Here is a 23,871-nt window from a genome sequence, read left to right as displayed (position 1 = left end):
TCACACTCAACGAGTGCTCTACCCTCAACGAGGGCTGGTCAGGAGAGCTTCTCGAGGATGAGCTCGCGGACGCGGGCCGCATCGGCCTGACCGCGCATCTGCTTCATGACCGCGCCGATGAGCGCCCCCGCCGCCTGCACCTTGCCGCCGCGGATCTTGTCCGCCACGTCCGGATTGTCGGCGATCGCCTGATCGACGGCCTCGCTCAGCGCGCCGTCATCGGACACGACCTCCAGGCCACGGCTCACCACGACCTCTTCGGGAGTGCCCTCGCCTGCGAGCACCCCGTCGAAGACCGATCGCGCGAGCTTGTCGTTGATGCGGCCCGCGTCGATGAGTCCCTGGATCTCGGCGACCTGCTGGGGTGTGATGCCCAGTTCAGCGATCTCGGTGCCGGTCTCGTTGGACCGGCGTGCCAACTCACCCAGCCACCACTTCTTGGCAGCCGCAGGCGTCGTCCCGGCGGCGATCGTGGCGGCGACGAGGTCGAGCGCGCCTGCACCCACCGTGTCACGCATGTCCAGATCCGAGAACCCCCACTCGGCCTGGAGCCGCTTGCGACGCTCGGCCGGCGGCTCTGGCAGCGTCCGACGCAGCTCCTCGACCCACTCGCGCGATGGGGCCACCGGTGCGAGATCGGGCTCAGGGAAGTACCGATAGTCCTCGGCATCGGACTTCTCGCGACCCGCCGAGGTGCTGCCATCGGCCTCATGGAAGTGCCGGGTCTCCTGCACGACCTTCTCCCCGGCGTCGAGGATTCCCGCGTGCCGCCCGATCTCATAACGCACCGCGCGCTCGACCGAGCGGAAGGAGTTGACATTCTTGGTCTCGCTGCGGGTGCCCAGCACGTCCGAGCCCCTCGGCTTGAGCGACAGGTTGACGTCGGCGCGCAACGATCCCTGGTCCATCCGGGCATCGGAGACGTCGAGCGCCACCATCAGGTCACGCAGGTAGTTGACATACGCACGCGCCACCGCGGGTGCCTTCTCACCGGGCACCTCGATGGTCTTGGTGACGATCTCGATCAGCGGGATGCCGGCACGGTTGTAGTCCAGTAGCGAATGCGAGGCACCGTGGATGCGTCCCGTGGCACCGCCGACGTGCAGAGACTTGCCGGTGTCCTCCTCCATGTGAGCCCGCTCGATCTCGATCCGATACGTCTCACCCTCGCCCCCATCCTCAGCCGGCACAGTCAGGTCGACATAGCCATCGAAGGCGATCGGCTCGTCGTACTGCGAAGTCTGGAAGTTCTTCGGCATGTCGGGATAGAAGTAGTTCTTCCGCGCGAAGCGGCACCACTCGGCGATCTCGCAGTTCAACGCGAGGCCGATGCGGATCGCCGACTCGACGCCCTTCGCGTTCACCACCGGCAGCGCACCAGGCAGTCCGAGGCATACCGGGCACACCTGGGTGTTGGGCTCCGCACCGAAGGTGGTGGCACAGCTGCAGAACATCTTGGTGGCGGTGTTGAGCTCGACATGGACCTCCAGGCCCATGACCGGGTCGTACCGGGTGAGAGCATCCTCGAAGGCAACCAATGCGGTCATCGGACCTCCTCCAGCTTCGGGGTGTCCACGAGGCGCTCGAGGGCGGCCGCGGCGTTGTACAGGCGGTCGTCGGCCATCGCGGGCGCGAGGAACTGCACGCCGACGGGCAGACCGGAATCCTCGGCCAGGCCTACGGGCAGGCTCAGGCCGGGCACTCCGGCGAGGTTGGCCGGGATCGTTGCGATGTCCTCCAGGTACATCGAGAGCGGATCATCGGACTTCTCTCCCAGCTTCCAGGCAGTGGTGGGCGCGGTGGGCGACACCAGGACATCGACCTGCTCGAAGGCGGCCTCGAAGTCCCGCGCGATCAGCGTGCGCACCTTCTGCGCTGAGCCGTAGTAGGCATCGTAGTAGCCGCTGGACAGAGCGTAGGTGCCCAGGATGATGCGACGCTTGACCTCGTCGCCGAAGCCAGCGTCACGGCTCGCGGCCATGACCTGCTCGGCGCTGGCGCCCTGGTGAGGCACCGTGCGCAGGCCGTAGCGCATCGCATCGAAGCGAGCGAGATTGCTGCTGACCTCGCTCGGCATCACGAGATAGTAAGCGGCGATGCCGTGCGCGAAGCTCGGACAGCCGACCTCGACGATCTCAGCACCGGACTGCGCCAACTGCTCGACGGCGCGGTCGAAGGCGGACTGGACGCCGGGCTGAAAACCCTCGCCGCCGAGCTCGCGGACGACACCGATCCGCAGTCCCGTCACGTCGCCACGCCGGGCCGCTTCGACGACTGGCGGGACCGGGCGCTCGATGCTGGTGGAGTCCATCGGGTCGTGACCCGCGACGATCTCGTGGAGCAGCGCGGCATCGAGCACGGTGCGGGCCATCGGGCCTACCTGGTCGAGGCTGCTGGCCATCGCGATCACGCCGTAGCGCGATACCCCACCATAGGTCGGCTTGACGCCGACGATTCCCGTCATCGCACCGGGCTGGCGGATGGAACCACCGGTATCGGTGCCGAGTGCGAGCGGTGCCTCGTAGCCGGCGACGGCGGCGGCCGAACCGCCACTCGAGCCCCCGGGGATCCGCGATGTGTCCCACGGGTTGCGAGCGGGTCCGTAGGCGGAGTGCTCATTGGAAGAGCCCATGGCGAACTCGTCCAGATTGGTCTTGCCGAGGATCGGCAACCCCGCGGCCCGCAGGCGGGTCACGACGGTGGCGTCATAGGGCGGGATCCAGCCCTCGAGCATCTTCGAGCCGGCCGTCGTGGGCTGGCCCGCGGTGTTGATGAGGTCCTTGACCGCGATCGGGACACCCGCGAGGGCGGGGAGTTCCTCACCCGCCGCGCGACGTGCGTCGACCTCGGCGGCCGTGGCGAGAGCCCCCTCGGCGTCGACATGCAGGAAGGCGTTCAAACGCTCGTCGACCGATGCGATGCGTTCGAGGTGAGCCTGCGTGACCTCCACGGAGGTCGTGTCGCCATCGGCGAAGGCCTCGGCAATGCTCGCGGCCGAAGCGGTGGTGACGTCGGTGGTCATTCTTCTCCCAGGATCTGCGGGACGCTGAAGCGCTGTTCCTCGGCATCGGGAGCACCCGACAGGGCCTGCTCGGGCGTGAGCCCGGTGCGCACCTCGTCGGCACGCAGCACATTGGTGACAGGGATCGGGTGGCTCATCGCTGGGACGTCGTCGCCGGCGACCTGCTGGACGACCTTGACGTGCTCGAGGATCGCGGGCAGCTCCGCGCCCAGTCGATCGAGCTCGTCCTCGGATAGGTCGATGCGAGCCAGGCTCGCGAGGTGGGCGACGTCGTCGCGAGAGATCGCAGAAGACGACATGTGCTCCATCCTAGAGCCTGCCCGCTACCCCTCCGCCTCGACACCGGGTGAGTACCGAGCGCACTCTGATGCATCACTGCATCATCATCCATGATGTTATGATGTGACCATGACACGTACCACGATCACCCTGACGCCCGAGGCCGACAGCCTGGTGCGCCGTGTCATGCGCGAGCGTGGTCTTTCCTTCAAAGATGCCGTGAATGCAGCCATCGTCGACGGTCTCGCTCCTCGCGAAAGGCGAGTGCGCTTCGAGACCCCTACCTTTGATCTGGGCGAGGCGCTCCTGCCACTCGACCACGCCCTAGCCTTGGCCGGAGAACTCGAGGATGAGGCGTTGCTGAGCAAGCGAGACATCGGCAAGTGAAACTCGTTGACGCCAACGTTCTGCTCTATGCAGTCGACCGGAACGCACCTCGTCACAGCGCGGCCAAGCGCTGGCTCGACGATACGCTGTCGGGGAACGAGACCGTCTTGCTCCCCTGGCCGAGCTTGCTCGCCTTCATCAGGCTCACGACCCACGCGCGTGTGTTCGACCGGCCACTCTCCCCTTCGCAGGCTCTCGAGATCGTCGATGGCTGGCTGTCCGCCCCCAACGCGCTTACACCCGAGCCCGATGCACGACACTCGCAACGTCTACGCGAGATGCTCGACTCAGCCGGGGGCCATGGCGGCAATCTCGTCAACGATGCTCATCTGGCAGCCCTAGCCCTCCAGTACGGAGCAGTCGTCGCGACCTTCGACAACGATTTCTCCCGCTTTGCTGCCGTGCGCTGGGAAACCCCGCGGTAGACGCTTCAGTCATCCGTGCCCTCGGGCTCGAGTGGGGCGAGGGCGTCGGGACCTTCGGTGACGAGGATCTTGAACTGCTCGGCATCGATGATCCGGAGACCTAGCTCCTCAGCCTTAGCCAGTTTGGATCCCGCCCCCGGGCCGGCGGCCACGAAGTCGGTCTTCTTGCTCACGCTGGAAGCCGCCTTGCCACCCGCGGCGATGATCGCCTCCTTGGCACCGTCGCGACTGAATCCCTCCAGTGAGCCGGTCGCGACCACGGTGATGCCGTCGAGCACTCCCCCGCCCTCAGCCACCGCACCGGGACCGGCATGCCCGGGGATGGCGAACTGGACACCGGCGGCCTTCCAGCGCTCGACGATCTCGCGATGCCAGTCGACCTCGAACCAGTCGATGACAGCATCGGCGATGGTGCCCCCCACGCCGTCGACGGCCGCGAGGTCCTCCCTCGTCGCCTCGCGAATCGCCTCGATCGAGCCGAAGTGCTGCGCCAGCGCACGGGCCGCCACCGGACCGACGTGGCGGATGCTCAAGGCGACCAGCTGGCGCCAGAAGTCCTTGGACTTGGCCTTCTCGAGCTCGTCGAGCAGCTTCTCGGCCTGCGCCGACGGCAGCACCTGACGATAGTCCTTGCGCACCCCCGCCTTGCGGCGCTCGGCGGCCGAAGCGTCCTCGTAGCCGGGCGGATAGGTCAGCTCGACGCGCTGAAAGGGAGCACGCCGCACTGGCTGGCCGGTGCGTTGGTCGACTCGCGGCTCACCGGTCTCCGCGTCGCGGACGACCACCTCGATGGGAACCAGCTGGTCCATCGTGAGCTCGAACAGCGCCGCCTCCGTCACGAGGGGCGGCTCTGCGGGCACCGACGGCTGGGTGAGCGCGGCGGCGGTGACCTCACCGAGCGCCTCGATGTCGAGGGCGCCCCGGGATCCGACGTGTTCGACGCGCCCGCGCACCTGCGCGGGACAGGACCGGGCGTTGGGACATCGCAGGTCGATATCGCCCTCCTTCATCGGACGAAGGGCGGTGCCGCACTCCGGACAGTCCGTCGGCATCTCGAAGGCGTGTTCGCTGCCGTCGCGGCGTTCGACCACCGGTCCGAGCACCTCGGGGATCACATCACCGGCCTTGCGCAGCACGACCATGTCGCCGATCAGCACACCCTTGGCCTTGACGACCTCCTGGTTGTGCAAGGTGGCCTGGCGCACCACGCTGCCGGCGACGCGCACCGGCTCCATGACCGCGAAGGGGGTCGCCCGTCCGGTGCGACCGACCGATACGACGATGTCGAGCAACCGGGTCTGCACCTCCTCGGGAGGGTACTTGTAGGCGATCGCCCAGCGCGGAGCGCGGCTCGTCTCCCCCAGCTCCGGATGCAGGGCGAGTTCGTCGATCTTGACGACGAGTCCGTCGATCTCGTGCTCGATCGAGTGCCGGTTCTCCCCCAGCTCCTCGACGCGAGCCAGGACCTCGTCGATGGAGGTGTAGACGCGCGAGTGCGGGCTCACCGGCAGACCCCATTCCGCCAGGAGGGTGTAGACCTCGCTCTGGGCGGCGACGGGCGGGTTCTCCCAGGCGCCGATGCCGTGCACGTAGAGCGAGAGCGCGGCGATGCGCTCGAGACCAGCCTCATGCTCCAGTCCGCTCTTCTTGTCGAGCTGCTGACGCAGTCCGCCGCTGGCGGCATTGCGGGGATTGGCGAAGGCGGGGAACCGACGGGCAGCACTGGTGCGGACGCGCTCCTCGTCGAAGGGCCTGCGGCTCGCGGCCGGACGCGCCTCCCATCGCTCGCGCGACTCGGCGTAGGCGCGTTCGCGCAGCTCGGCCTGCAAGGCGTTGAGACGCTCGAAGGCGGCGACCTTGATGAAGACCTCACCGCGCACCTCGACGATCGGGGGATGCCCGTGGCCCTTGAGGCGTTCGGGGATGCCCTCGACGCGCAGGGCATTGACCGTGACGTCCTCTCCGATGCGGCCGTCGCCGCGCGTGGCCGCGGACGTGAGCACACCGTGCTCATAGCGCAGCGAGACGGCCAGTCCGTCGATCTTGACCTCGGTCAGCCAGGCCACCGCGCGACCCGCGGCCTGCTGGGCCTTGACGCACCAGTCGCGCAACTCGTCGGTGGTGAAGACATTGTCGAGGCTGAGCATGCGCTCGGCATGTTCGATGGGTGTGAGCACGGAGTCGGCGGGGGCACCGACCCGTTGCGTGGGCGAGTCCTGGCCCTGCAGCTCGGGGTGCAGGCGCTCGATCTCCTCGAGGCGGCGCATCCAGCCGTCGAAGGTGGCGTCGTCGACGAGGGAGGTGTCGCGGGCGTAGTAGGCATCGCGCGCCTCGTCGATGCGTTCGGCGAGGGCACGCACTTCGTCGCGGGCGTCGTCCAGGCTGAGGTCGGGAAGGTCCGATGCGTCGGCTGCCATGGCACGACAGTAGCGCCGCCTCCCGACACTCACCTGAGCAGACGCCCAGGGGGAGTCAGGAGAGGCTGGTGGCGATCGCCTGGGCGCATTCGAGGGAACGACGGGCCTCGCCCGGGGTCTGCCCGGCGAGGCCGCACGAGGGTGTCACCACCATGCGGTCGGTGTACGAGGAGGGTTCGTAGCCGAGGCGGCGCATGAATCCCTCGAGGGCTTTCGGGTCGAGCCCTCCGGGCCACAGGTCCACACCCGATTCGAAGGTCTCGGCCCACCTATCGTCCACCTGGGCGAGGGCGAGATCGAAGCCGATGGCCGTGATCCCGGTCCCGGCGAGCAGCGCCACAGGGACATCGTCCGCGCAGCAGTGGACCACCGATCGGCCACCCGCGTCCTCGATGGCCTGGACGAGACCGCGCAGCAGAACATCGGCCTCCGGCGGGTGGACGGTCCGATATCTGCCGAATCCGCTCGTCGTCGGCACCGCGCCTCGCAGGACCGAGGAGATCCCGGGCTCGTCGATCTGCACGACGAGCTCGTGGCGGGGGAACCGGCGCCGCAACGCGGTCAGGTGCTCGCCTATGCCGGCGGCGAGAGCACCGGCCAGATCACGTCGGGCCCCGTGGTCCGCTAGCACTCGCTCACCGCGTGGCAGCGCGACGGCCGCGGCCAGGGTGAGCGGCCCGGTGACCTGCTGTTTGAGCGTGCCCTCGTGTTCCTGCAGCTCCTCCTCGAGGAGGTCGAGATCGTGGCCCATCAGCGAGGCAGCCCGGCGATGGTCGACACCACCACCGGAGGACAGCCTCCACCCGGCGGGTTGCAGATCGACCGCCAGTTCCGTGACGAGTCCGAGCGTCCGGCCGATCATGCCGGCCGGCGCTCCCCGGTCGGGCAACTCGGGGACGAAGACGAGATCGTCGAGCACCCCGGTGACCACCTTGATGGCCTCGCGATAGTCCTCTCCCGGCATCGACCCGACTCCCGTGGCACGCATGCGCCCATTCTCCCCGATCGGTCACTGGCTACGCTCGGCACGTGACGATCCGGACCGCCGTACCGGCTGACCTCGACCGCCTCGCCGATCTGGCAGCGCGGACCTTCCCGCTCGCCTGCCCCCCGCACCTGCCGCCGGATGACATCGCCGCTTTCATCGCCGAGCACCTCACCGCCGACCGTTTCGGGCACTACCTCGCCGATCCGTCACGGACCGTCCTCGTCGCCGACCAGGACGGTGAGCTGGCGGGATACGTCCTGCTCGTGTCCGGTGACCCCGACGATGCCGCGATCTCCGACCTCGTGCGGCACCGACCGACCGTCGAGCTCAGCAAGTGCTACACGGCTCCGGAGTTCCATGGGTCGGGGATCTCGGCGCAACTCCTGGACCACATCGCCTCATCGGCCCGCGAGCACGGGGCGGCGAGTATCTGGCTGGGGGTCAACGGTCTCAACACCCGCGCGCAGCGGTTCTACGCCAAGCACGGCTTCGAGACGGTCGGGACGCGACGTTTCACGGTCGGTGCGCGGGTCGAGGACGACCTCGTCCTCGAACGACCGTTGCCCTGACGTGCTCAGATGAAGCCGAGGATGATCACGAAGAGCGCGAAGAACAGGATGAAGAGCGCCGCCGCGATGAGCAGCAGGGCGAACACCACCGGATGGGCTCGCCACCAGGAGATGAGCCGCGGGTCCCGTCGCCGCAGCGCTGCCGCCGTGAGCGGCTGACGAGCCCGCTCGACGGCGACCCCGTTCCGCCAGAGGTCGGCGGCGAGCTCCTCGAGCTGGTCGACCGTGAACATCTGACTTGCCAGAAGGAGCACGGGACCTTTCTGTCCCGCGACGATCAGGTGAGGGGACGGTCGCATCCCGCCCAGGCTGAATCGCTCGGCGAGCACAGCCAGGCTCAGCTCATCCGCGCGATAGACGCGGTCGGCCCCGACGAGCCTGCCGACCCGATAGCTGCCCCCACCGAAGGACACGCCGCTGCGCCTCACGAAACGGAAGGCGAGCCAGCGGGTGGCGAAGATCGCCGAGGCGTAGAGAACGATGATGACGGCTAGGACCGTTGCGATCGAGCCACCGGGCAGCAGCAGGGCCGATGGGACCAAGGGCAGGAGGAACAGCGGCCCCATAGCGGCGATGTAGATCGTGTTCAGGCGCACGACACGCCGTGCCTCTTCAGGCGGCACCCGCAGCTCGGTCACGCGGAGATCTCCGTCGCCGCGCGAGAGGTCCGGGCGATGGTTCCGGACCCGACCACCCGACTGCCGTCGTAGATCACGCACGCCTGCCCCGGCGCGATGCCCTCGGCCGGATCGATCAGCGCGACGACGATGGAGCCACCGTCGTCACCGACCTTGACGCGAGCGCGGTGCTCCGCGCCGTGGGCGCGCAACTGCACCGTGCACTCCAGCTCCTCCGTCGGCGCGGTGCCACACCACAACGGCTTGAGGCATTCGAGTCCGTCCACGAGCAGATGCTCGCGGGGGCCCACAGTGACCGTGCCACTCACGGGCTCGATATCGAGCACGAACCGCGGCTTGCCGTCGTCGGCCGGCATGCCGAGCTTGAGACCCCGACGCTGGCCGATCGTGAACTGGTAGGCGCCCTCGTGTTCGCGGAGCACCGCACCCGACTCGTCGACGATCGCCCCCGGCTTGGGACCGAGTTTCTCGCTCAGCCAACCGGCATTGTCTCCATCGGCGATGAAGCAGATGTCGTGGCTGTCGGGCTTGTGGGCGACCTGCAGGCCGCGACGCTCTGCCTCGACGCGCACCATGTCCTTGGTGTCGCCGCCGAGCGGGAATAGCGAGTGCCGCAGCTGGTCCTGCGTCAGGACGCCGAGCACATACGACTGGTCCTTGCCGTGATCGACCGCGCGGTGCATCTCGATCGTGCCGTCGGCAGCGGTGCGCAGCTGCGCGTAGTGTCCGGTGGCGACCGCGTCGAAGCCGAGCGCCATCGCCCGGTCGAGCACCGCGGCGAACTTGATCTTCTCATTGCAGCGCAGGCAGGGATTGGGTGTGCGGCCGGCGGTGTACTCGGCGATGAAGTCCTCGACGACCTCGTCGGCGAACTCGTCGCTCATGTCCCAGGTGTAGAAGGGGATGCCGATGGCATCGGCGGCACGGCGCGCGTCGCCGGCGTCCTCGATCGAGCAGCACCCGCGTGCCCCGGATCGGTAGGAGCGCGGGTTGCGGCTGAGCGCGAGATGGACGCCCGTGACATCGTGACCCGCTTCTACGGCACGTGCGGCTGCGACCGCGGAGTCGACGCCGCCGGACATCGCGGCGATGACCCTCATCGTGCACCGCCCCTGACCAACCGTGCGGCGCGCGCCCGCTCGTGTGCCCCCGGCAGCACCTCGAGCAGCCGGTCGACATCGGCATCGGTGCTGGTGTGGCCGAGGCTGAACCGGAGGGAGCCGCGTGCCGCGGCCTCGTCGAAACCCATCGCGAGCAGGACGTGGCTCGGCTGCGGCACTCCCGCCGCGCACGCCGAGCCGGTCGAGACCTCGACGCCGTGGGCGTCGAGCAGCATGAGCAGTGCGTCCCCTTCGCAGCCGGGGAAGGTGACGTGGACGATATTGGGCAAGCGGTGATCATCGCCTGCGAGCGGGTCGCCGTTGACCACGGCATCAGGCACGAGCCGGGTGATGCCTTCGACGATCCGCTCACGCAGTCTCTCGATGCGCGCGGCCTGCTCGGCCTGATGCTCGACGGTGAGATCGAGGGCAGTGGCGAAGGCGGCGAGGAGGGCGACGCCGATGGTGCCGGATCGCACGTCGCGCTCCTGGCCACCCCCATGCAGCAGCGGCGTCGGCGTCAGCTCGCGCTTCATCAGCAGGGCACCGACGCCGACCGGGCCGCCGAGTTTGTGCGCGGTCACCGTCATCGCGTCCAGTCCGCTCGCCTCGAAGTCGAGCGGGACGTAGCCGGCGGCCTGCACGGCATCGGAGTGCACCGGAATGTCGTGCTGGGCCGCGAGCTCGACGACCTCGCTGATCGGCTGGATCGTGCCCATCTCGTTATTGGCCCACATCGTGGTGACGGCCGTGATGTCGTCCGGTGCGCTCTCGATCGCCGTCTTGAGGGCGTCGACGCGCAGCCGTCCTTCACGATCGACGGGGGTGACCTCGATCCGTGCCCCCTCGTGCGCGGCGAGCCACGTCACCGGGTCGAGGAGGGCGTGGTGCTCGATCGAGCTGAACAGCACTCGGCGGCGCTGGTCGGTTCGTCGGGCCCAGTAGAGGCCCTTGATCGCCAGGTTGTTCGCCTCGGTGCCGCCCGAGGTGAAGACGACCTCCGAGGGTCTGGCGCCGAGGCGTTCGGCGATCCGCTCCCGTGATTCCTCCACGACGCGGCGAGCAGCACGTCCCGAGGCGTGCAGGGACGAGGCATTGCCGACCCGGGCGAGCTCGCGCGTCATCACCGCGAGGGCCTCGGGGTGCATGGGGGTCGTCGCGGCGTGATCGAAGTAGGCGCGTGAGGGAGCTGCGGACATGACCAGTCCAGGGTACTCGCCACCGAAGCGGCCCCGACGATCACGGCCCGGATCATCGGCTGGCGGTCTGGGTCAGGGAAGACCGTCCCAGAGGGTCGCGTCGACGACTCCCGGAGCGGCCAGGAAGATCAGCGCCGCCACCGCCGCCCCGCAGAGGCACAGGAAGGACATCAGGATCGCGCCGAATCTCGGTCGCAGGCGGGTGATCGACCGCACCAGCAGGACGGCGGCGAGCATCGGCATCAGCACCCAGCCGATCGACCAGGGTGAGGAGAACGGATCCGAGAGCCAACCCGCCTGCAGGGTGTCGGCGAGGGCCGATACCCCCAGCACATACCAGCCGAAGAGGAATATCGATGCCCCGCGCAGGCTCGCGGTCAACGCCATCCGCACTCCGGACCGGGATGACGGGCCGAGGACGGCCGCGGGCCGCTCGCTGCCGAGCTCTGGGCCCGCGAGGCGACCGAAGAACTCGCGGCGGCGCAGAAGGAGTGAGACTAGGGCGATGGTGACCGCGGCCATCCACCACACGGGTGCCGCGCTCGTCATGCTCTCGGGCCGGTACTCGGCCGGCGCGAGCCCGCCCACCATCGCGGCCACGGTGGGGACGGCGGCGATGACACCCGCGCTGGCCAACAGACCCGCTCCGAAGGTCGTCATCCGACTCCACGACGTGACCGTCGCGGGACCGGCGCAGGGCAACTGGGGTTGAACCGGTTCGCCGATGTCGTTCGGCGGCGCATTGCGGGTCACTGGGGCGCCCGGGGCAGCGGCGACCGCCCCGGGCACTGTCTCGTCAACGAGTGCGTCCAGCATCTCGGTCACCGACCCGAAACGATGATCCGGTTCGGTCGCCATCGCTCGCATGACGACGGCGGAGAGTCCAGGCGAGAGCCCCGGCTCGAAACGCCGCGGATCGGGACGCGGCTGGTGACGGTGTGCCATCAGCTGCGCTGCCATCGTGCCCTCGAAGGGCGGCCGCCCGGTGAGACACTCGTACAGCAGACAACCGACTGAGTAGACGTCGCTGCGCTCGTCGACCCGGCCCTCGGCCTGCTCCGGCGCCATGTAATGCGGCGTGCCGGCGATAGTGGCGGTGGCGTCTGAGGCCGCTCGTGCGATGCCGAAGTCCACAATCTTGACCCCGCCCTGCTCGGTCACCAGGACATTGGCGGGTTTGATGTCCAGGTGCAGGATGCCGGCCGCATGGCAGGCCGCGAGACCCTGTAACACGCCGCGGACCACGAGCACCGATCTCGTGCTCGGGCCGTAGGCGGCGAGGATGTCGCGCAGCGACGTACCCTCGGCGAGCTCCATGACGAGGTGGGGCGTGATCTCGCCGTCGCCATCGGGGAGGTGGACCAGGTCGTGGACCGTGACCACATTGGGATGCGATACCCGCGCCAGGGCCTCCACCTCCCGGGTGATGCGGCGCATCGCCCGAGGATCATCGGTGAGGAAGTGCGAGAAGCGCTTGATGGCGACCTCGCGGCCGAGCTGGCGGTCACGCGCGCGGAACACCACGCCGTGGTTGCCGGCACCGATCCGCGAGATCAGCTCGAATCGACCGGCGGCCGGATCGACGGGGGTCGTGGTGCGCAGGGGGCGGGCCTCGGACACTTCATCGCCTCCCCTCGTCGCCTGCGCGGTCTCGGGCACGACCGTCAGCCGTGCCCTCCCATTGTCGCGCACCGCGCTAACGACTCGTGACATCGGCGAGGTTCACCGTGCCGGTGACATCGATCGTCACATCCAGGGGCACGCCCGCCAGCGCGAGGACCGCTCCGCTGCGCAGCGGCGTCCACCGCTCGCTTTCGATCGGCTCGCCGTCGAGGGTCGTGCCATTGGTGCTGCCGAGATCGGCGACCTCCCACCGCCCGGCCCGGAGCCGGACCGCGGCGTGGCGACCGGAGACCTCGGGCTCGGTGAAACGCACGACGCTGCGCCCCACCCGGCCCAGCACGGCGGTACCCTCGCGTGGGACCTCCACGACATGTTCGCCGTGCCGCAACCGCAGGGTGGGTGCAACGTTCACGGTCAGGGCCTCGTCGTCCGCGTCGAAGGCCGAGAACAGGGCCGTCGCGGCCGGATCGAGCTCCGGTCCCGAGGGGACCGGTCGCAGCGGTATCGGCTCGGCCGTGGCGGGCTCCGGATCGTCGGTGACGACCTCCCAGCCGAGCGGCTTGCGGCGATCGGCCCGAGGGATCTCCACCGAGCCGGTCTCGACCGGTTCGAAGGCCCCCGCCCGCGCGATGGCACGCGCCGGCGGTATCCATCCCGACCGCAGCCCGGGATCGATCTCGACGTGTACGGTGACGTCCGCGGGCACACCCCATCCGGACCGACGTGCGTGGGCGGCGTACAGCTTGGCGCCGTCCGCGCCGAGCCGTTCCACGTCGCCATCGGGATCGAGCCGTTCCAGGTCCTCCGGGGCGATCCGCACGGTGAGCTCGGCGAAGGCGAGCCGTTCACCGCTCGGCATGATGAGGTGCTGGCCGGTGAGGGCACGCACGAACCTGCGCCGCAGCACGCCGGACGACCCGGTCGGATAGGCGACGAGCTTCGCCGCCAGCTCCGTGGCCGCGGCGCGCTTGGTATCGGTCTTGAACACGCTCTGCGCGACTCTCAGCCCGAGGACGACGACTCCGGCGAATACCGCCAGGATCAGCAGATTCATGGTGAGGGAGGCGATGGTCGAGCTCATGACGGCATCATTGACGCTGAGACCCGCCCGCGTCGAACCGCGGCGGAACGCGTTCCACGAGAGGAGAGACCGGTGCTGAGCATCGAGTGGTCGACGGCCGATGGGTACGCCGGCACCGCCGAGCTCGGTGCCGGTGGCAAGCTCGTGCTGGCTCGCCGGATGGAGCTGCCAGAGCAGCAGCCGATGGTCGTCGAGGAGATCGCGGGCTCGCTGTACGTCCTCGTCCGGCTGCCCTATGTCAGCGACCCGGCGCTCGTGCTGACATCCACCGAGGGGGAACCGGTGCTCTACCGGCGGCAGCGGGCCAACGGGGCAATCGTCGAGGTGAGCACGCCGAGCGGGGTCGCGATCACTCCGGAGCCGAGACAGCGGATCACGCTCACCGCCAGCGGCACCCGGGTGAGCTTCCGCGTGCCGGAGTTGGAGCTCACGATCGCGACCCGATTCCGTGCCTCCTCCTCACCCGAATCCGGCTCAGGAACGGTCCAGCTGGCGCTGAGTTCCTTGGAGCACGACGACTCGTGGCTGGTGGCCGCGCTCGCCGTGGCGCTCTCCCCCGAGCACGGCGTGGTGCCGCACGGCGAGCTGAAGGCAGCCTTCGCGGCCTGGCGCGGCATCGCCGAGCCGAGTGTGGGGTCCTTCGATCGCAATGTCCTGCGGCCGGCCGTCGAGGCGCGCGGCGCCGAACTGCCAGGCACGCGCCTCAACAAGATCGCCTTTCTCGTCGAGCGCTGCCGGCGTACCTCGGAGTTCCCGCCGCACGTCCTCGATGAGGTGCGGCGGCGCCTGCGCTGACGTTTCGTTTCGACTCGGCGGCTCAACCGAGTCCACCGATCGCCAAAGGACTCAGAACGAATAGCTTGCAATCATCAAGAATCACAGTTAATATAACGTTTTACAAAATCACGGGGGAGAAATGCCAGGTTTACGCAAAGTCATCATTTCGGCTACTGCTTTTTCGATCTTGACGCTGCCAACATCAGCCGCCGGAGCCTCAGTAGACGATTCACCTCCCAGAATTGTACTAAGTTCGGGAAGTTACATTTTCGGTGGCGCAGTCGGAGGCGTTGAGGCTCATGGACTTTTTCGAAATAGGCCACCAGAGATCTTATATGTAGACGATAGCGTCGAATCTTTCACTGCTACCGTATATTTTACGAACACTCCAAGTTACGGGATTGACGGACACCCCATCACGGGCACTGCTTCTCTGGAGTATAGGTGGATAGCCCTCGATTGCGAGAGCGGCGGGTTCACTCGTCCTATCTCGGACTGGACATCTGTGACAATACCAGTCTCTCCAAACGCACATATTACTAATGTTCCGCCCCCTACTGCTACTCACTCAGCAGAAATTTCTAGAACCTCCGTCTCCGACTGTTCGCTGCTAAAGACCGAATTACGAGAGACCGACCCCGACACCACGCTGGGCTCGTCCAGCCCGCTCATACAGCTGAACTTCGAAGCTCTGGGCGATCTTCCCAATTTCGATCCAGAAACCGAGCCGGATGGCCGCATCGCAATGTATACCCTGGCTGACTCCGGTGAGCTTGAGGACGTGAAGACCACAGGCAAGATAGAGGAGCTGGGATCCGGAGCCGTTAGGTACTTCTTCACTCGTTGCAGCCTCGCGCGGGAGGCGCTCGGTTTAGTCGACAGCCCTGGAGCCGGGGTGGTTAAGATCCGGACCAGTCTCGAGGGGGTTCTCGGCGAGCTGACCGGAGTGCTCGCGAAGCATTCTGACGCGAACGACATTACCGCCTGGGCGGCTAGTGAGCTCTCGGAAGAAATGATCGGCAATGCGGAAGCAGTTCCTGAAGATGATCTTTGTAGCTGATCACCAAATATCACTCATCCGGTGATATCTTTCAATCAGTCACTCAGAGCTGTCTTCGTGATGTCGGATGCGGTCAGGCTCGAGAACGATCCTGACCGCATCCGACATCACGCAATAGTCAAATATCGCTCATGCGCCTAGCTATCGACCGACTAGGCAATCTTGCATTTCCATGAAGCAACGCCCTAAGCACTCTCTCAATGGAACCGACCGATCGCGTCTTTAGCGAGTGAACTGCGGATACATCTCGCCGCAGGTCAAGTCCGACCGTGAGGGTCCTACAGCATATCATCGTCAGTGATGCCTTCAGCCCGACTCAGGCGAGGTCGAGGTGCTGGCGCGGGTTCAGCTCGGCGATGAGCTCCTCGGTGGGGGCCTCCAACGGCTCGCCGCCCAGCGCTTCACGGAGACGCGCGACCGCGGCTGCCACTCCCCCGGCACCGTCGCGCGCGTGTCGCTGGCGGATGACATCGCGCCACAAGCCCTGATGGGCGGGCACCAGGCCCAAGCCGACCTCGGCTGCTGCGATGGCACCGTCGGGGTCGCCATCGTCTCCGAGCAGCTCGACCAGACGTTCCGCCGAGTCGACGATGAGCGCCGTCATCTCGTGCACGGTGCCCTCGCGGTGCGCCCAGGCGTAGGTGCCGGGACCAGCGTGGCGCAGCGGAACCCCTCGGACGATATGGAGCGCACGCTTCAGACCATCGATCTCGTCGCGCGCGTTCGCGGCACGACGCGCGTCGCGCACCAGGGTGCGGAAGGCATCCCAGTCCAGCACGACCTCCGGACCCAGCAGCAGACGGCCGTCGGCATCCTCGGCCAGCAGAGGGGCATCCTGCGCATCCGTGCCCAGCCAGCGACGCGCGCGTTCGATATTGGCATCGCGCACATCGGCGGATATCCCGCGCGGCCAGACCGCCCCGGCCAGCACCGTGGGATGGACTCCTCCCGGGTGGAGGGCGAGGTACGCGAGGATCTCGGCAAGCAACTCGCTGCGTCCGTCCGTCGGCCCATCGGCACCGGCCACCTCGACCGAACCGAGGAGCATGACGCGTTGCTGCGCCGCAGCCCAGGCCGCGGCATCCACCCGACGCGGGGGCTCGGAGACCGGCAGCCGGTCGTCATCGCCACCCAGGCCGCGATCGGTCTCCCGCGCGGCGGACACGAGTTCCAGCACCCCGGCGACCTCCCGCTCGGAGAGGCGATGCGCACTCACGGTGATGCCCAACTGGGGCGCGCTCAACGTGCCGTTCTCGTCGATGCTGAGGCGCCAACGGGCTGCCGGATGGTCCCCGACGGTCACCATGGAGACCGCGCGACGCTCTCCACCGGTCAGGCGCCCCATCGTGGCGGCGACATCCTCCGAGAGCGGATACGACGATGCGATGAGATAGGAGGAGCCGAGCGGCCGACGGGACGTGCGGCCCACGAGCGGCTCGCCCTCGGCACCGACCACATGGGCGACCTCGTCGACCACCGACGCGAGATCATCCGTGAGCGTCACCCGTTCGTCATCGAGGGCCTGCAGGCCGTCCGGCAGCCCAGCTCCGACGACCACCATCGACCCCGACCAGGGCGACGTGGCGGCCTGTACCGCGATCGCATTGGTGACCTGTGCCGCGAGGGCATCATCGCCTCCGACGGAGACGATGCCTCCCGCCGCTTCGAGGTCGATGAGGACGTCACGGCCCAGGTCGTCGAGACCGAGCGAGACGAGGGCCGGATAGGGGCTGGTGCCGGGCTCGAGCTCGCGGCGGTCCTCCGCCACGTACCGCCACCGCTCACCGCCCTCATGCGCCTCCCAGCCGGGCAGCGCCTCCGGCATCGCCGGGGCGAGGCGCAGGTCGACGTTCTCGTCATCGACGGTGACCGAATAGACGGACGGCAGCGTGCTTCCCTGGCTCTCCGCGGCCCGGGCAAGCTGGGCTAGGGCGGCCTCCAGCAGGGCCGATCTCGCCTGGCTCGCGGCGACGCGCAGCAGCGCCTCCGTGTCGAGTGCATCGTCATCGGGACGGCGCCCGATACCGGAGCGTCGCGCCACCGCAACAGCACCGAGCACCCCGGCGGCGAGCAGGCCGGCACCGGTCCACCAGGCGGTGGAGGAGTCGGCAGCGTCGGCGGCGGTCGCCGACGCCTGGTCCGCCCCTTGTACATCCGCCGTCGCTGGTGTGGCGCTGGGAGCGGCTACCCGTTCAAGCCCCGATGCGTCCTCGGGCATGATGAAATCCCACCCAGGCTGGATCAGCCGGGCGAGCTCCAGGCGGCCGCCGTCGGGCTGCAGCCGATCCTTGTTGAGCTCGTAGATCTCCTTGTAGCGGAAGCCGTCCCCGAGATGCCGCTCCGCGATATCCCAGAGATTGTCGTGATATCCGTTGACGGGCGCCTGGACGGTGTAGACCTTCTTGCCGACCAGGCTGTCGTCGGCCGAGGCCACCGGTGCCTCCGGCACGTCCTCGACGAGGTCGAGCTGTTGTTCGGCCATCACGCTGGCGGCGACCGTCGGTTGAGCAGCGGTATCGACGGCGGTGGCCGCCTGGGCCGGACCGGCGACGAGACCCGTCACCAGGAGGCCACCGACCAGGATGCGGGCCAGATGCTGCAACGGTCCGGCACCGGGGACGCGTGAGGCGAGGCCTCCGCGCCGCGCCGCGATGATCTCCATCACGACGCACACGATGAACAGCAGCCAGACCAGCCACACCACCGCGACGAGCACCGTGATCAGGTCTTCCACGCCCAACTGCCGGGCGAAATCACCCAGCGACGGCACACTCGTGGGGATCGGCGGCGGGGCGCCCAGCACGAGCAGGAGCACCGGCAACCCGATGACGAGTGCGAGCAGGCCGACCGCCGAGAAGGCCTTCTCACGCGGGGACGGCTCGTGGACCGGCCGATCGTCGACGAGTCGCTCGAATCGTGACGCGTCGGGGGCGGTGTCGTGTGTCGTCTTGTCGTCCATCGGGTAACCCATCAGTTCATGGCGGCGACGGCGGTCGCTCCGGCGCTCACCGGGTAGGAGTCGATGTTGATGATCGAGAGGATGATCGTGTCGGTCGAGTCTCGCACGTCAACCGAGACTTCCGTGCCGTCCACGGAGACGCTGTACTGGCCGGCGCTGTAACCACGCCCTGCGAGGAAGCCTGCGGCCGCCTGGCGGGCCTGTACCGGGTCGATCGAGACAACACCGGAGGATCTCAGGCGAGCCACGTCGACGGCATTCGCGCCAGCACGGGCAGCCTGCTCGGCATCGTCGGCCACGCGCATCCGGGTATTGATGCCGACACCGCCGTCGATCGCCAGACCGGCACACAACAGCAGGACGACGGACATGCCGACCACGAAGACCGAGGCGGCCCCTCGCTCATCCCTCATCCGGTCCTCCTGTACTGATCGATCGGCGCACTGGACTGGCCGGTGAAGCGGCGTTCGCCCGAAAGCCCGATCATGCCCAGACCGGTATTGCTGACCAGACACGAGATGGTGATGTCGACCTGTCCCCCGGCGACGAAGCTGCCGCCGAAGCGCTCGAGCTCGCAGCGCGAGAGATTGTTATCGGCACGTTCGGCCGCGGAGATGGCGGCTGCCCGAGCCGAGGAGGCATCGCGTTCGAAGGAGGCCGCGCGGGCGGCGTCACGGGCGGCGGACTCGATATCGGCCTTGACGGAGACGTAACGTCCACCGGCGACAACGAGCAGCATCAGCATGACGAGTATCGGGATGGCCAGTACCACCTCGACCGACATCGAGCCCCTTTCGTGCCGACTCATGGGGTGTCCTGTTCGAACTGCTCGATCCGGCCCTCGGAGGATTCGGAGACCCGGGGGGCGATCTCATAGGGCAGCAGCTGGTTGGCGCGGCCGGTGACGGTCGCGCGCATGCTGGTGCCGTCGACGATCTCGACCGTCACCTCGATATCGCGCAGGGTGCCACCACCGAGGTCGGCGGCGAACTCATTGCCGCGTTGTATCCCCTGGTCGGGGTCACCGGTCACGCGAGCCACCCGAGCGGCCTCGCGGGCTGCCGAGGAGGCCGCGGACTGCGCGAGGTACACGAGGGAGAACTGGACGGCCAGCACGATCACGAGCATGAGCAGCGGCATGTAGAGGACCAGCTCGATCGCGCTGACCCCCCGTTCGTCCTCTCGTCGCCGCTGCTTGATCACGAGATCAGGAGCCCTCGATCTCGTTACCGACCTCCTGCGCCTTACCGCGGATGATAGGCACGAGGATACCGGCGATGATGCCCACAAGTCCGACAACAATGGCGGCGATGATCACCCATTCCACCGCGGAGGCCCCGCGTTCCTTCGAACGGGCTCGCTCATAGTGCAGTCCGAGAAGTGTGACGAGAAACTGTAGAACGATCCGATGCTGAATCATGATCTCTCCTTGAGGGGGTTACAGCCCGAGAATGCCCGCGAGCGCGGGGTATATCAGGAAGACGAGGAAGCCCGCGCACAGCAGCAGCTGTGCCACGAGCATGGACTGGGACTTGGCCGAGGCCTGGCTCTCGGCATCGGCGAGCTCGCGCTGGCGCATCGAGGCCGCCCGGGCGGTGAGCGACTCGCGCACCTTGGCGCCGTCCTCGGCAACCAGGGCGAGAGCCGCGGCGAGGTCGCGGAGCTCTTCGACACCGAGCTCATCGCCCAGGTCTCCGAGCGCGGCCCACGGGGTCATGCCCTGTAATCGGGCGCGTCCCATGGTGTCGCGGATGAGCACCATCGCCCAGCTGTCGCTGAGCTCGGAGGCTCCCTTCAGCGCCTCGGGCACGCCTCGGCCGCCCGCGAGGCTCATCGAGACGAGGTCGAGGAAGGAGCTGAGGACGTGCCGGAAGTCCTGGCGTCGTTCTTTCGCCGTGGACGACAGTTGGAGCTGGTTGACCACCACACCCAGCACGAAGCCGAAGAGCGCACCCCACAGCGGGATAGAGAGGTCCATGCCACCGAGGAGGATCACCGGTGAGAGCGCTACTGCCGGGGCGAAGATGCCCGCGACGCCCGCCAGGACCGTCATACCGAGGTGGGTCTCCAGCGTGCGGCCGGTGACCGCGAGGTCCGCGCGCATCCCCTTGGGCAGCTCGTAACCCCGGGTAGCCATCCACGCGTTGATCCGCACACCGATGCGCCGGGCGCGCTCGGACTGGCGGTCGGCGAGCCTGTCGGCGACCGCGTCGCGACGCGAGCGGTTGCGGTCGGCGTCCAGGCGGGCCAGCTGGACGGCGGCCGAGGTGGAGAAGGCCGGCCGGCGGCTGACGAGCAGCAGCACACCGAGACCGACGAGCGCGCCGGAGAGCAGGATGAGGGTCATCGGCCGGCTCCCGCCTTGCCGAGCAGGAAGCGATCCGGCAGCTGGAAGTCCGAGAGCCGGCGCATCCAGGCGAAGCCGATCGCGAAGAGCCCGACCACCACCGCCAGCACCAGCTGGCCGATGGGAGTGGAGTAGGGCTCGACATAGGTGCGGTTGAAGACCGCGAGTCCGAGCACGAAGGCGACCGAGACACCGACGACGATCTGCACGCTGCGGCGGGTGGAGGCACGTCCCGAGGTGATGCGGCGACGCATCTCCAGTTCCTCGCGAGCCGATGCCGCGAGCGAGGTCAGCACCTCGCGCAGACCCGGGCCGCGCAGCCGCGAGTTGAGCATCAGGGCCGCCACGATGATGTCGGCGCTGGGATCGTCGAGGTCGTCGGCGAACTCCTGCAGGGCGACCGGCAGGGGTGTGCGGACGCGCAGCCGGTCCGAGAGGGTCCGCAGCTGCGGGGCGATGGATGGTGCGGCGGCGTAGGCGGTGGCGGGGATCGCCTGTTCGAGGCCGACGGCACCCGCGATGGTGTCGCGCAACGACTCGGTCCAGCCGGCGAGTCCCTCCAGCCGGGCGATCGCCCGGCGCTCGGCCCGCAGCCCGCCGAACAGCAGCGGCGCGAAGAAGGCCAGCAGGCCGACGGCAACGGCCATCACCGGCCAGCGGGTCAGCACCAGGGCGAGCAGACCCGCGCCGATCGCGATCGGCCCGCGCGTGCCGAGGGCCTTGAGCCGCGGCCCGAGCGAGGACGGCGCCTTGACCACCCGTCGTTCGTCGTGTTCCTGCAGGCCCCACCAGACGAGCAGCCCGCCGAGGCCGATCACCGCACCGAGCACGATGATCGCCAGCAGCTGGACCGGGAGCCAGCTCACAGCGTCTGCTCCTCGTAGTAGGCAGGACGGTAGCCGTGGAGCTCCAGTTCGTCGACACAGCTGACGGCGGCGGCCGGCACCGCGAGCCCATCGGGCCCTTCGGCGAAGACCTCGCTCGACAATACCCGGCCGTCGACACCGTTGACCTCGCGCACCGAGGTGATCAGGCGTCGCAGTCCTCCGCCGGTCGCGTACTCATTGCGACGCTCGACGAAGATCACGAAGTCGATCGCTCCCGCGATCAACATCATCGTGGCGTCGGCGGGAAGCCGCTCCGCGGACTGGATCGCATAGGTGCAGATGCGGTTGAAGACCTCGAGCGAGGAATTCGCATGGATTGTGGAGAGCGAACCGTCATTGCCCTGGCTCATCGCATTGAGCATCGTCACGATCTCATCGCCGAGCACCTCACCGACGATGACCCGGCTGGGGTTCATGCGCAGCGAACGGCGCACCAGTTCCGCCATGCCGATGGCACCGAGCCCCTCGGAGTTGGGCAGACGCTCCTCGAAGGCCACCACATTCGGATGGAGGTCCGCGAACTCGCCGAGGCCCAGCTCCAGCGCCCGCTCGACCGTGATGAGGCGCTCCTGGGCGGGGATCTCATTGGCGAGGGCCCGTAGGAGGGTCGTCTTACCGGCATTGGTGGCACCGGCGATCATGATGTTCTTCCGCGCTGCCACCGCGGCGGAGAGGAAGGACGCCAGATGCGGGGTCATGGTGCCGTTCTCGACCAGCATGTCCAGGCTCGCCCGCCCGATCCGCGCGCGGCGGATCGAGAGCGCCGGCCGTTGGGTCACGCCCATGACGGCCGATAGGCGGCTGCCGTCGGGGAGCCGCAGGTCGAGCTGCGGATTGGCGGTGTCGAAGGGGCGGCTCGTCAGGCCCGAATAGGCGCCGAGCACCTGCACCAGCTCGATCAGCTCGTCATCGCTGTCCGCCACCGGAGGCATCCGGCGCTCGTCCCCGTTGGCGTAGCCGACGAAGACATTGTCGTAGCCGTTGATGTCGATGTTCTCGACCTCGGGGTCATCGAGCAGCGGCTGCAGGCGGCCCACGCCGTACAGCGCGGCATGGATGCCGTCGGCCAGCTCTGCTTCGTCGGCCGATGACATCGGAGATCGGCCGGCGGCGATCTCGGCGCGCGCATGGGCCTCGAGCACCCGCGAGATGAGGGCCCGCGCGAACTGGCGTTCGTCCTCGCTGCTCATGGGAGGGAGACCGGAGGCGGCGTCCTCGCGGCGCTGCTTCGACAGCGCGTCGGCGACCTCCTCGCGGAGACGACGCAGAAGCTGCTGGTCCATCACGCCTCCTGCAATTGCTGGGCCCGGTCGCCGGTCAGCTCGAGCAGGCGCCCGGCTACAGCCCGCACCGAACGGAAGTACTCGGTGCGCGCGAGTCGGCGCGACAGTCCCTGCGCGATCATCGCAACCGACTTGGGCTCATCGGCCACCGTGCCGAGCACGGTGGCGCGGACGCCTTCGGAGTCGAGCAACCGGCCGACGTCCTCCTCGCCGTGCCGGTCTCGGGCGTCGCCCACGAGCACCACGCCGGTCGGTGCTCGCGGCCCCTCGTCGATCCCCGCCGAGCGCTGCATCCGCACGAGTCGCTCGCGCATGTGGGCGATCCCCGGCACGTCAGCCCGGGCGACGAAGACGTTGGCAGCCGAATTGGCCAGGACGCTGGCCACCGGCGAGCCGGCGGTGAATCGTCCGCCATCGGCGATGACCGTGCCCTCGAAACGCTGCAGGGGTGTGTGGAGGTGCGGCCAGGCCGGACCGAGACTCTGCGCCTGTGCCGGACCTTCAGCTCCGAGCAGCACATCGACGCCCATCGAGGTCGGCACCAGATGCTCCCCCAGGTCGAGATCGGTGCCACGGCGCAGGGCGGCGCCGAGGGAGACGAGACCGATCGAGTCATCGAGTGCGCGGCCTTCGGGTGTGCGGGCGAGCAACGCGATATCGCCGCCCACAGGATCGAGGTCGGCGACGATCGCCGCGCCTTCCCACGCCTGGGCCAGGGACAACGCCAGCGTCGTCACACCGGGTGATCCCTTGGCCGAGACGAGCGTGACGATGCTCATGCCGTCACCGCCTGGAAAAAACGCACACTAGGCCGATGGCGCCATGAGAAG

Annotated in this window: 24 protein-coding genes; 5 read left to right on the top strand and 19 right to left on the bottom strand. The window is 68.2% G+C overall.

The genetic code is table 11. The features are described 5' to 3' along the window. Positions 1–38: 38 nt before the first annotated feature. The 3 genes from gatB to gatC are packed head-to-tail and all read right to left on the bottom strand — an operon-like array spanning position 39 to position 3,321. Positions 39–1,547, bottom strand: a complete 1,509-nt coding sequence (gene gatB / locus BHE97_RS05715; RefSeq protein WP_087623045.1) for an Asp-tRNA(Asn)/Glu-tRNA(Gln) amidotransferase subunit GatB — start codon at positions 1,545–1,547, stop codon at positions 39–41. Next, positions 1,544–3,022 carry an Asp-tRNA(Asn)/Glu-tRNA(Gln) amidotransferase subunit GatA gene (gatA, locus tag BHE97_RS05710; RefSeq protein ID WP_087623044.1) on the bottom strand — a complete coding sequence of 493 codons (1,479 nt, stop codon included), beginning with the start codon at positions 3,020–3,022 and terminating at the stop codon, positions 1,544–1,546. Before gatA ends, gatB begins: the two co-directional genes overlap by 4 nt. Beyond that, positions 3,019–3,321: an Asp-tRNA(Asn)/Glu-tRNA(Gln) amidotransferase subunit GatC gene (gatC, locus tag BHE97_RS05705; protein ID WP_201791324.1), complete on the bottom strand. Its 303-nt coding sequence runs from the start codon at positions 3,319–3,321 to the stop codon at positions 3,019–3,021. The genes gatA and gatC overlap by 4 nt, the downstream gene beginning before the upstream one ends. A 109-nt stretch (positions 3,322–3,430) precedes the next feature. Here gatC and BHE97_RS05700 point away from each other — a divergent pair, with 109 nt between their 5' ends. Beyond that, entirely contained in the window at positions 3,431–3,688 is a 258-nt protein-coding gene (locus tag BHE97_RS05700; protein WP_087623042.1) for a hypothetical protein, read from the top strand. Next, a complete protein-coding gene (locus BHE97_RS05695) occupies positions 3,685–4,113 on the top strand; it encodes a type II toxin-antitoxin system VapC family toxin (RefSeq protein ID WP_087623041.1) in 429 nt (142 codons plus the stop codon). Before BHE97_RS05700 ends, BHE97_RS05695 begins: the two co-directional genes overlap by 4 nt. A gap of 5 nt (positions 4,114–4,118) precedes the next feature. On the opposite strand, the gene ligA is transcribed toward BHE97_RS05695, so the two are convergent. Together ligA and BHE97_RS05685 are read right to left on the bottom strand one after the other, a co-directional pair. Next, the gene (gene ligA, locus BHE97_RS05690) at positions 4,119–6,530 is read right to left on the bottom strand and encodes an NAD-dependent DNA ligase LigA (RefSeq protein WP_087623040.1); all 2,412 of its coding nucleotides are present in this window, start codon (positions 6,528–6,530) and stop codon (positions 4,119–4,121) included. Positions 6,531–6,585: 55 nt separating this feature from the next. Then, the gene (locus BHE97_RS05685) at positions 6,586–7,518 is read right to left on the bottom strand and encodes a methionine synthase (RefSeq protein ID WP_087623039.1); all 933 of its coding nucleotides are present in this window, start codon (positions 7,516–7,518) and stop codon (positions 6,586–6,588) included. Positions 7,519–7,559: 41 nt separating this feature from the next. On the opposite strand from BHE97_RS05685, the gene BHE97_RS05680 reads away from it, so the two are divergent. Beyond that, positions 7,560–8,087 carry a GNAT family N-acetyltransferase gene (locus tag BHE97_RS05680; RefSeq protein WP_201791323.1) on the top strand — a complete coding sequence of 176 codons (528 nt, stop codon included), beginning with the start codon at positions 7,560–7,562 and terminating at the stop codon, positions 8,085–8,087. 5 nt (positions 8,088–8,092) lie between these two features. On the opposite strand, the gene BHE97_RS05675 is transcribed toward BHE97_RS05680, so the two are convergent. The 5 genes from BHE97_RS05675 to BHE97_RS05655 form a co-directional block, all read right to left on the bottom strand. Then, positions 8,093–8,725, bottom strand: coding sequence for a hypothetical protein (locus BHE97_RS05675; protein WP_087623038.1), 633 nt, complete (start codon positions 8,723–8,725; stop codon positions 8,093–8,095). Then, on the bottom strand, positions 8,722–9,825 hold the full coding sequence (mnmA, locus tag BHE97_RS05670) for a tRNA 2-thiouridine(34) synthase MnmA (protein WP_087623037.1): 1,104 nt from the start codon (positions 9,823–9,825) through the stop codon (positions 8,722–8,724). The genes BHE97_RS05675 and mnmA overlap by 4 nt, the downstream gene beginning before the upstream one ends. Continuing rightward, entirely contained in the window at positions 9,822–11,024 is a 1,203-nt protein-coding gene (locus BHE97_RS05665; RefSeq protein ID WP_087623036.1) for a cysteine desulfurase family protein, read from the bottom strand. The genes mnmA and BHE97_RS05665 overlap by 4 nt, the downstream gene beginning before the upstream one ends. Before the next feature lie 72 nt (positions 11,025–11,096). Further along, positions 11,097–12,737 carry a serine/threonine-protein kinase gene (locus BHE97_RS05660; protein ID WP_087623035.1) on the bottom strand — a complete coding sequence of 547 codons (1,641 nt, stop codon included), beginning with the start codon at positions 12,735–12,737 and terminating at the stop codon, positions 11,097–11,099. Next, positions 12,721–13,728: an FhaA domain-containing protein gene (locus BHE97_RS05655; RefSeq protein ID WP_087623034.1), complete on the bottom strand. Its 1,008-nt coding sequence runs from the start codon at positions 13,726–13,728 to the stop codon at positions 12,721–12,723. The genes BHE97_RS05660 and BHE97_RS05655 overlap by 17 nt, the downstream gene beginning before the upstream one ends. Before the next feature lie 72 nt (positions 13,729–13,800). Here BHE97_RS05655 and BHE97_RS05650 point away from each other — a divergent pair, with 72 nt between their 5' ends. Both BHE97_RS05650 and BHE97_RS19710 read left to right on the top strand, forming a co-directional pair. Next, entirely contained in the window at positions 13,801–14,523 is a 723-nt protein-coding gene (locus BHE97_RS05650; RefSeq protein WP_087623033.1) for a hypothetical protein, read from the top strand. A gap of 169 nt (positions 14,524–14,692) precedes the next feature. Beyond that, positions 14,693–15,565, top strand: coding sequence for a hypothetical protein (locus tag BHE97_RS19710; protein ID WP_140399984.1), 873 nt, complete (start codon positions 14,693–14,695; stop codon positions 15,563–15,565). 316 nt (positions 15,566–15,881) lie between these two features. Here the strand turns inward: BHE97_RS19710 and BHE97_RS05640 are convergent, their stop codons facing one another. From BHE97_RS05640 to BHE97_RS05600, 9 genes are read right to left on the bottom strand one after another with little or no spacing between them, the layout of a single operon-like run. Next, positions 15,882–18,524 carry a hypothetical protein gene (locus BHE97_RS05640; RefSeq protein ID WP_140399982.1) on the bottom strand — a complete coding sequence of 881 codons (2,643 nt, stop codon included), beginning with the start codon at positions 18,522–18,524 and terminating at the stop codon, positions 15,882–15,884. Positions 18,525–18,535: 11 nt separating this feature from the next. Next, entirely contained in the window at positions 18,536–18,937 is a 402-nt protein-coding gene (locus BHE97_RS05635; RefSeq protein ID WP_087623030.1) for a pilus assembly protein TadG-related protein, read from the bottom strand. Further along, positions 18,934–19,308, bottom strand: a complete 375-nt coding sequence (locus BHE97_RS05630; RefSeq protein ID WP_236757538.1) for a TadE/TadG family type IV pilus assembly protein — start codon at positions 19,306–19,308, stop codon at positions 18,934–18,936. The genes BHE97_RS05635 and BHE97_RS05630 overlap by 4 nt, the downstream gene beginning before the upstream one ends. 20 nt (positions 19,309–19,328) lie before the next feature. After that, positions 19,329–19,727: a TadE/TadG family type IV pilus assembly protein gene (locus BHE97_RS05625; protein WP_236757537.1), complete on the bottom strand. Its 399-nt coding sequence runs from the start codon at positions 19,725–19,727 to the stop codon at positions 19,329–19,331. Positions 19,728–19,731: 4 nt separating this feature from the next. Then, positions 19,732–19,944 (bottom strand): hypothetical protein, encoded by a 213-nt coding sequence (locus BHE97_RS05620; RefSeq protein ID WP_087623028.1) that lies wholly within the window; start codon positions 19,942–19,944, stop codon positions 19,732–19,734. Positions 19,945–19,962: 18 nt separating this feature from the next. Further along, a complete protein-coding gene (locus BHE97_RS05615) occupies positions 19,963–20,871 on the bottom strand; it encodes a type II secretion system F family protein (protein ID WP_087623027.1) in 909 nt (302 codons plus the stop codon). Continuing rightward, positions 20,868–21,737 carry a type II secretion system F family protein gene (locus BHE97_RS05610; protein WP_087623026.1) on the bottom strand — a complete coding sequence of 290 codons (870 nt, stop codon included), beginning with the start codon at positions 21,735–21,737 and terminating at the stop codon, positions 20,868–20,870. Before BHE97_RS05610 ends, BHE97_RS05615 begins: the two co-directional genes overlap by 4 nt. Beyond that, positions 21,734–23,041 (bottom strand): ATPase, T2SS/T4P/T4SS family, encoded by a 1,308-nt coding sequence (locus tag BHE97_RS05605; RefSeq protein ID WP_087623025.1) that lies wholly within the window; start codon positions 23,039–23,041, stop codon positions 21,734–21,736. Before BHE97_RS05605 ends, BHE97_RS05610 begins: the two co-directional genes overlap by 4 nt. After that, positions 23,041–23,820 (bottom strand): hypothetical protein, encoded by a 780-nt coding sequence (locus BHE97_RS05600; protein ID WP_087623024.1) that lies wholly within the window; start codon positions 23,818–23,820, stop codon positions 23,041–23,043. Before BHE97_RS05600 ends, BHE97_RS05605 begins: the two co-directional genes overlap by 1 nt. Positions 23,821–23,871: the final 51 nt, after the last annotated feature.

This window comes from Aeromicrobium sp. PE09-221, from assembly GCF_002174305.1.
Classification (GTDB): domain Bacteria; phylum Actinomycetota; class Actinomycetes; order Propionibacteriales; family Nocardioidaceae; genus Aeromicrobium.
This window is presented reverse-complemented; position numbering and strand designations above follow the sequence as displayed.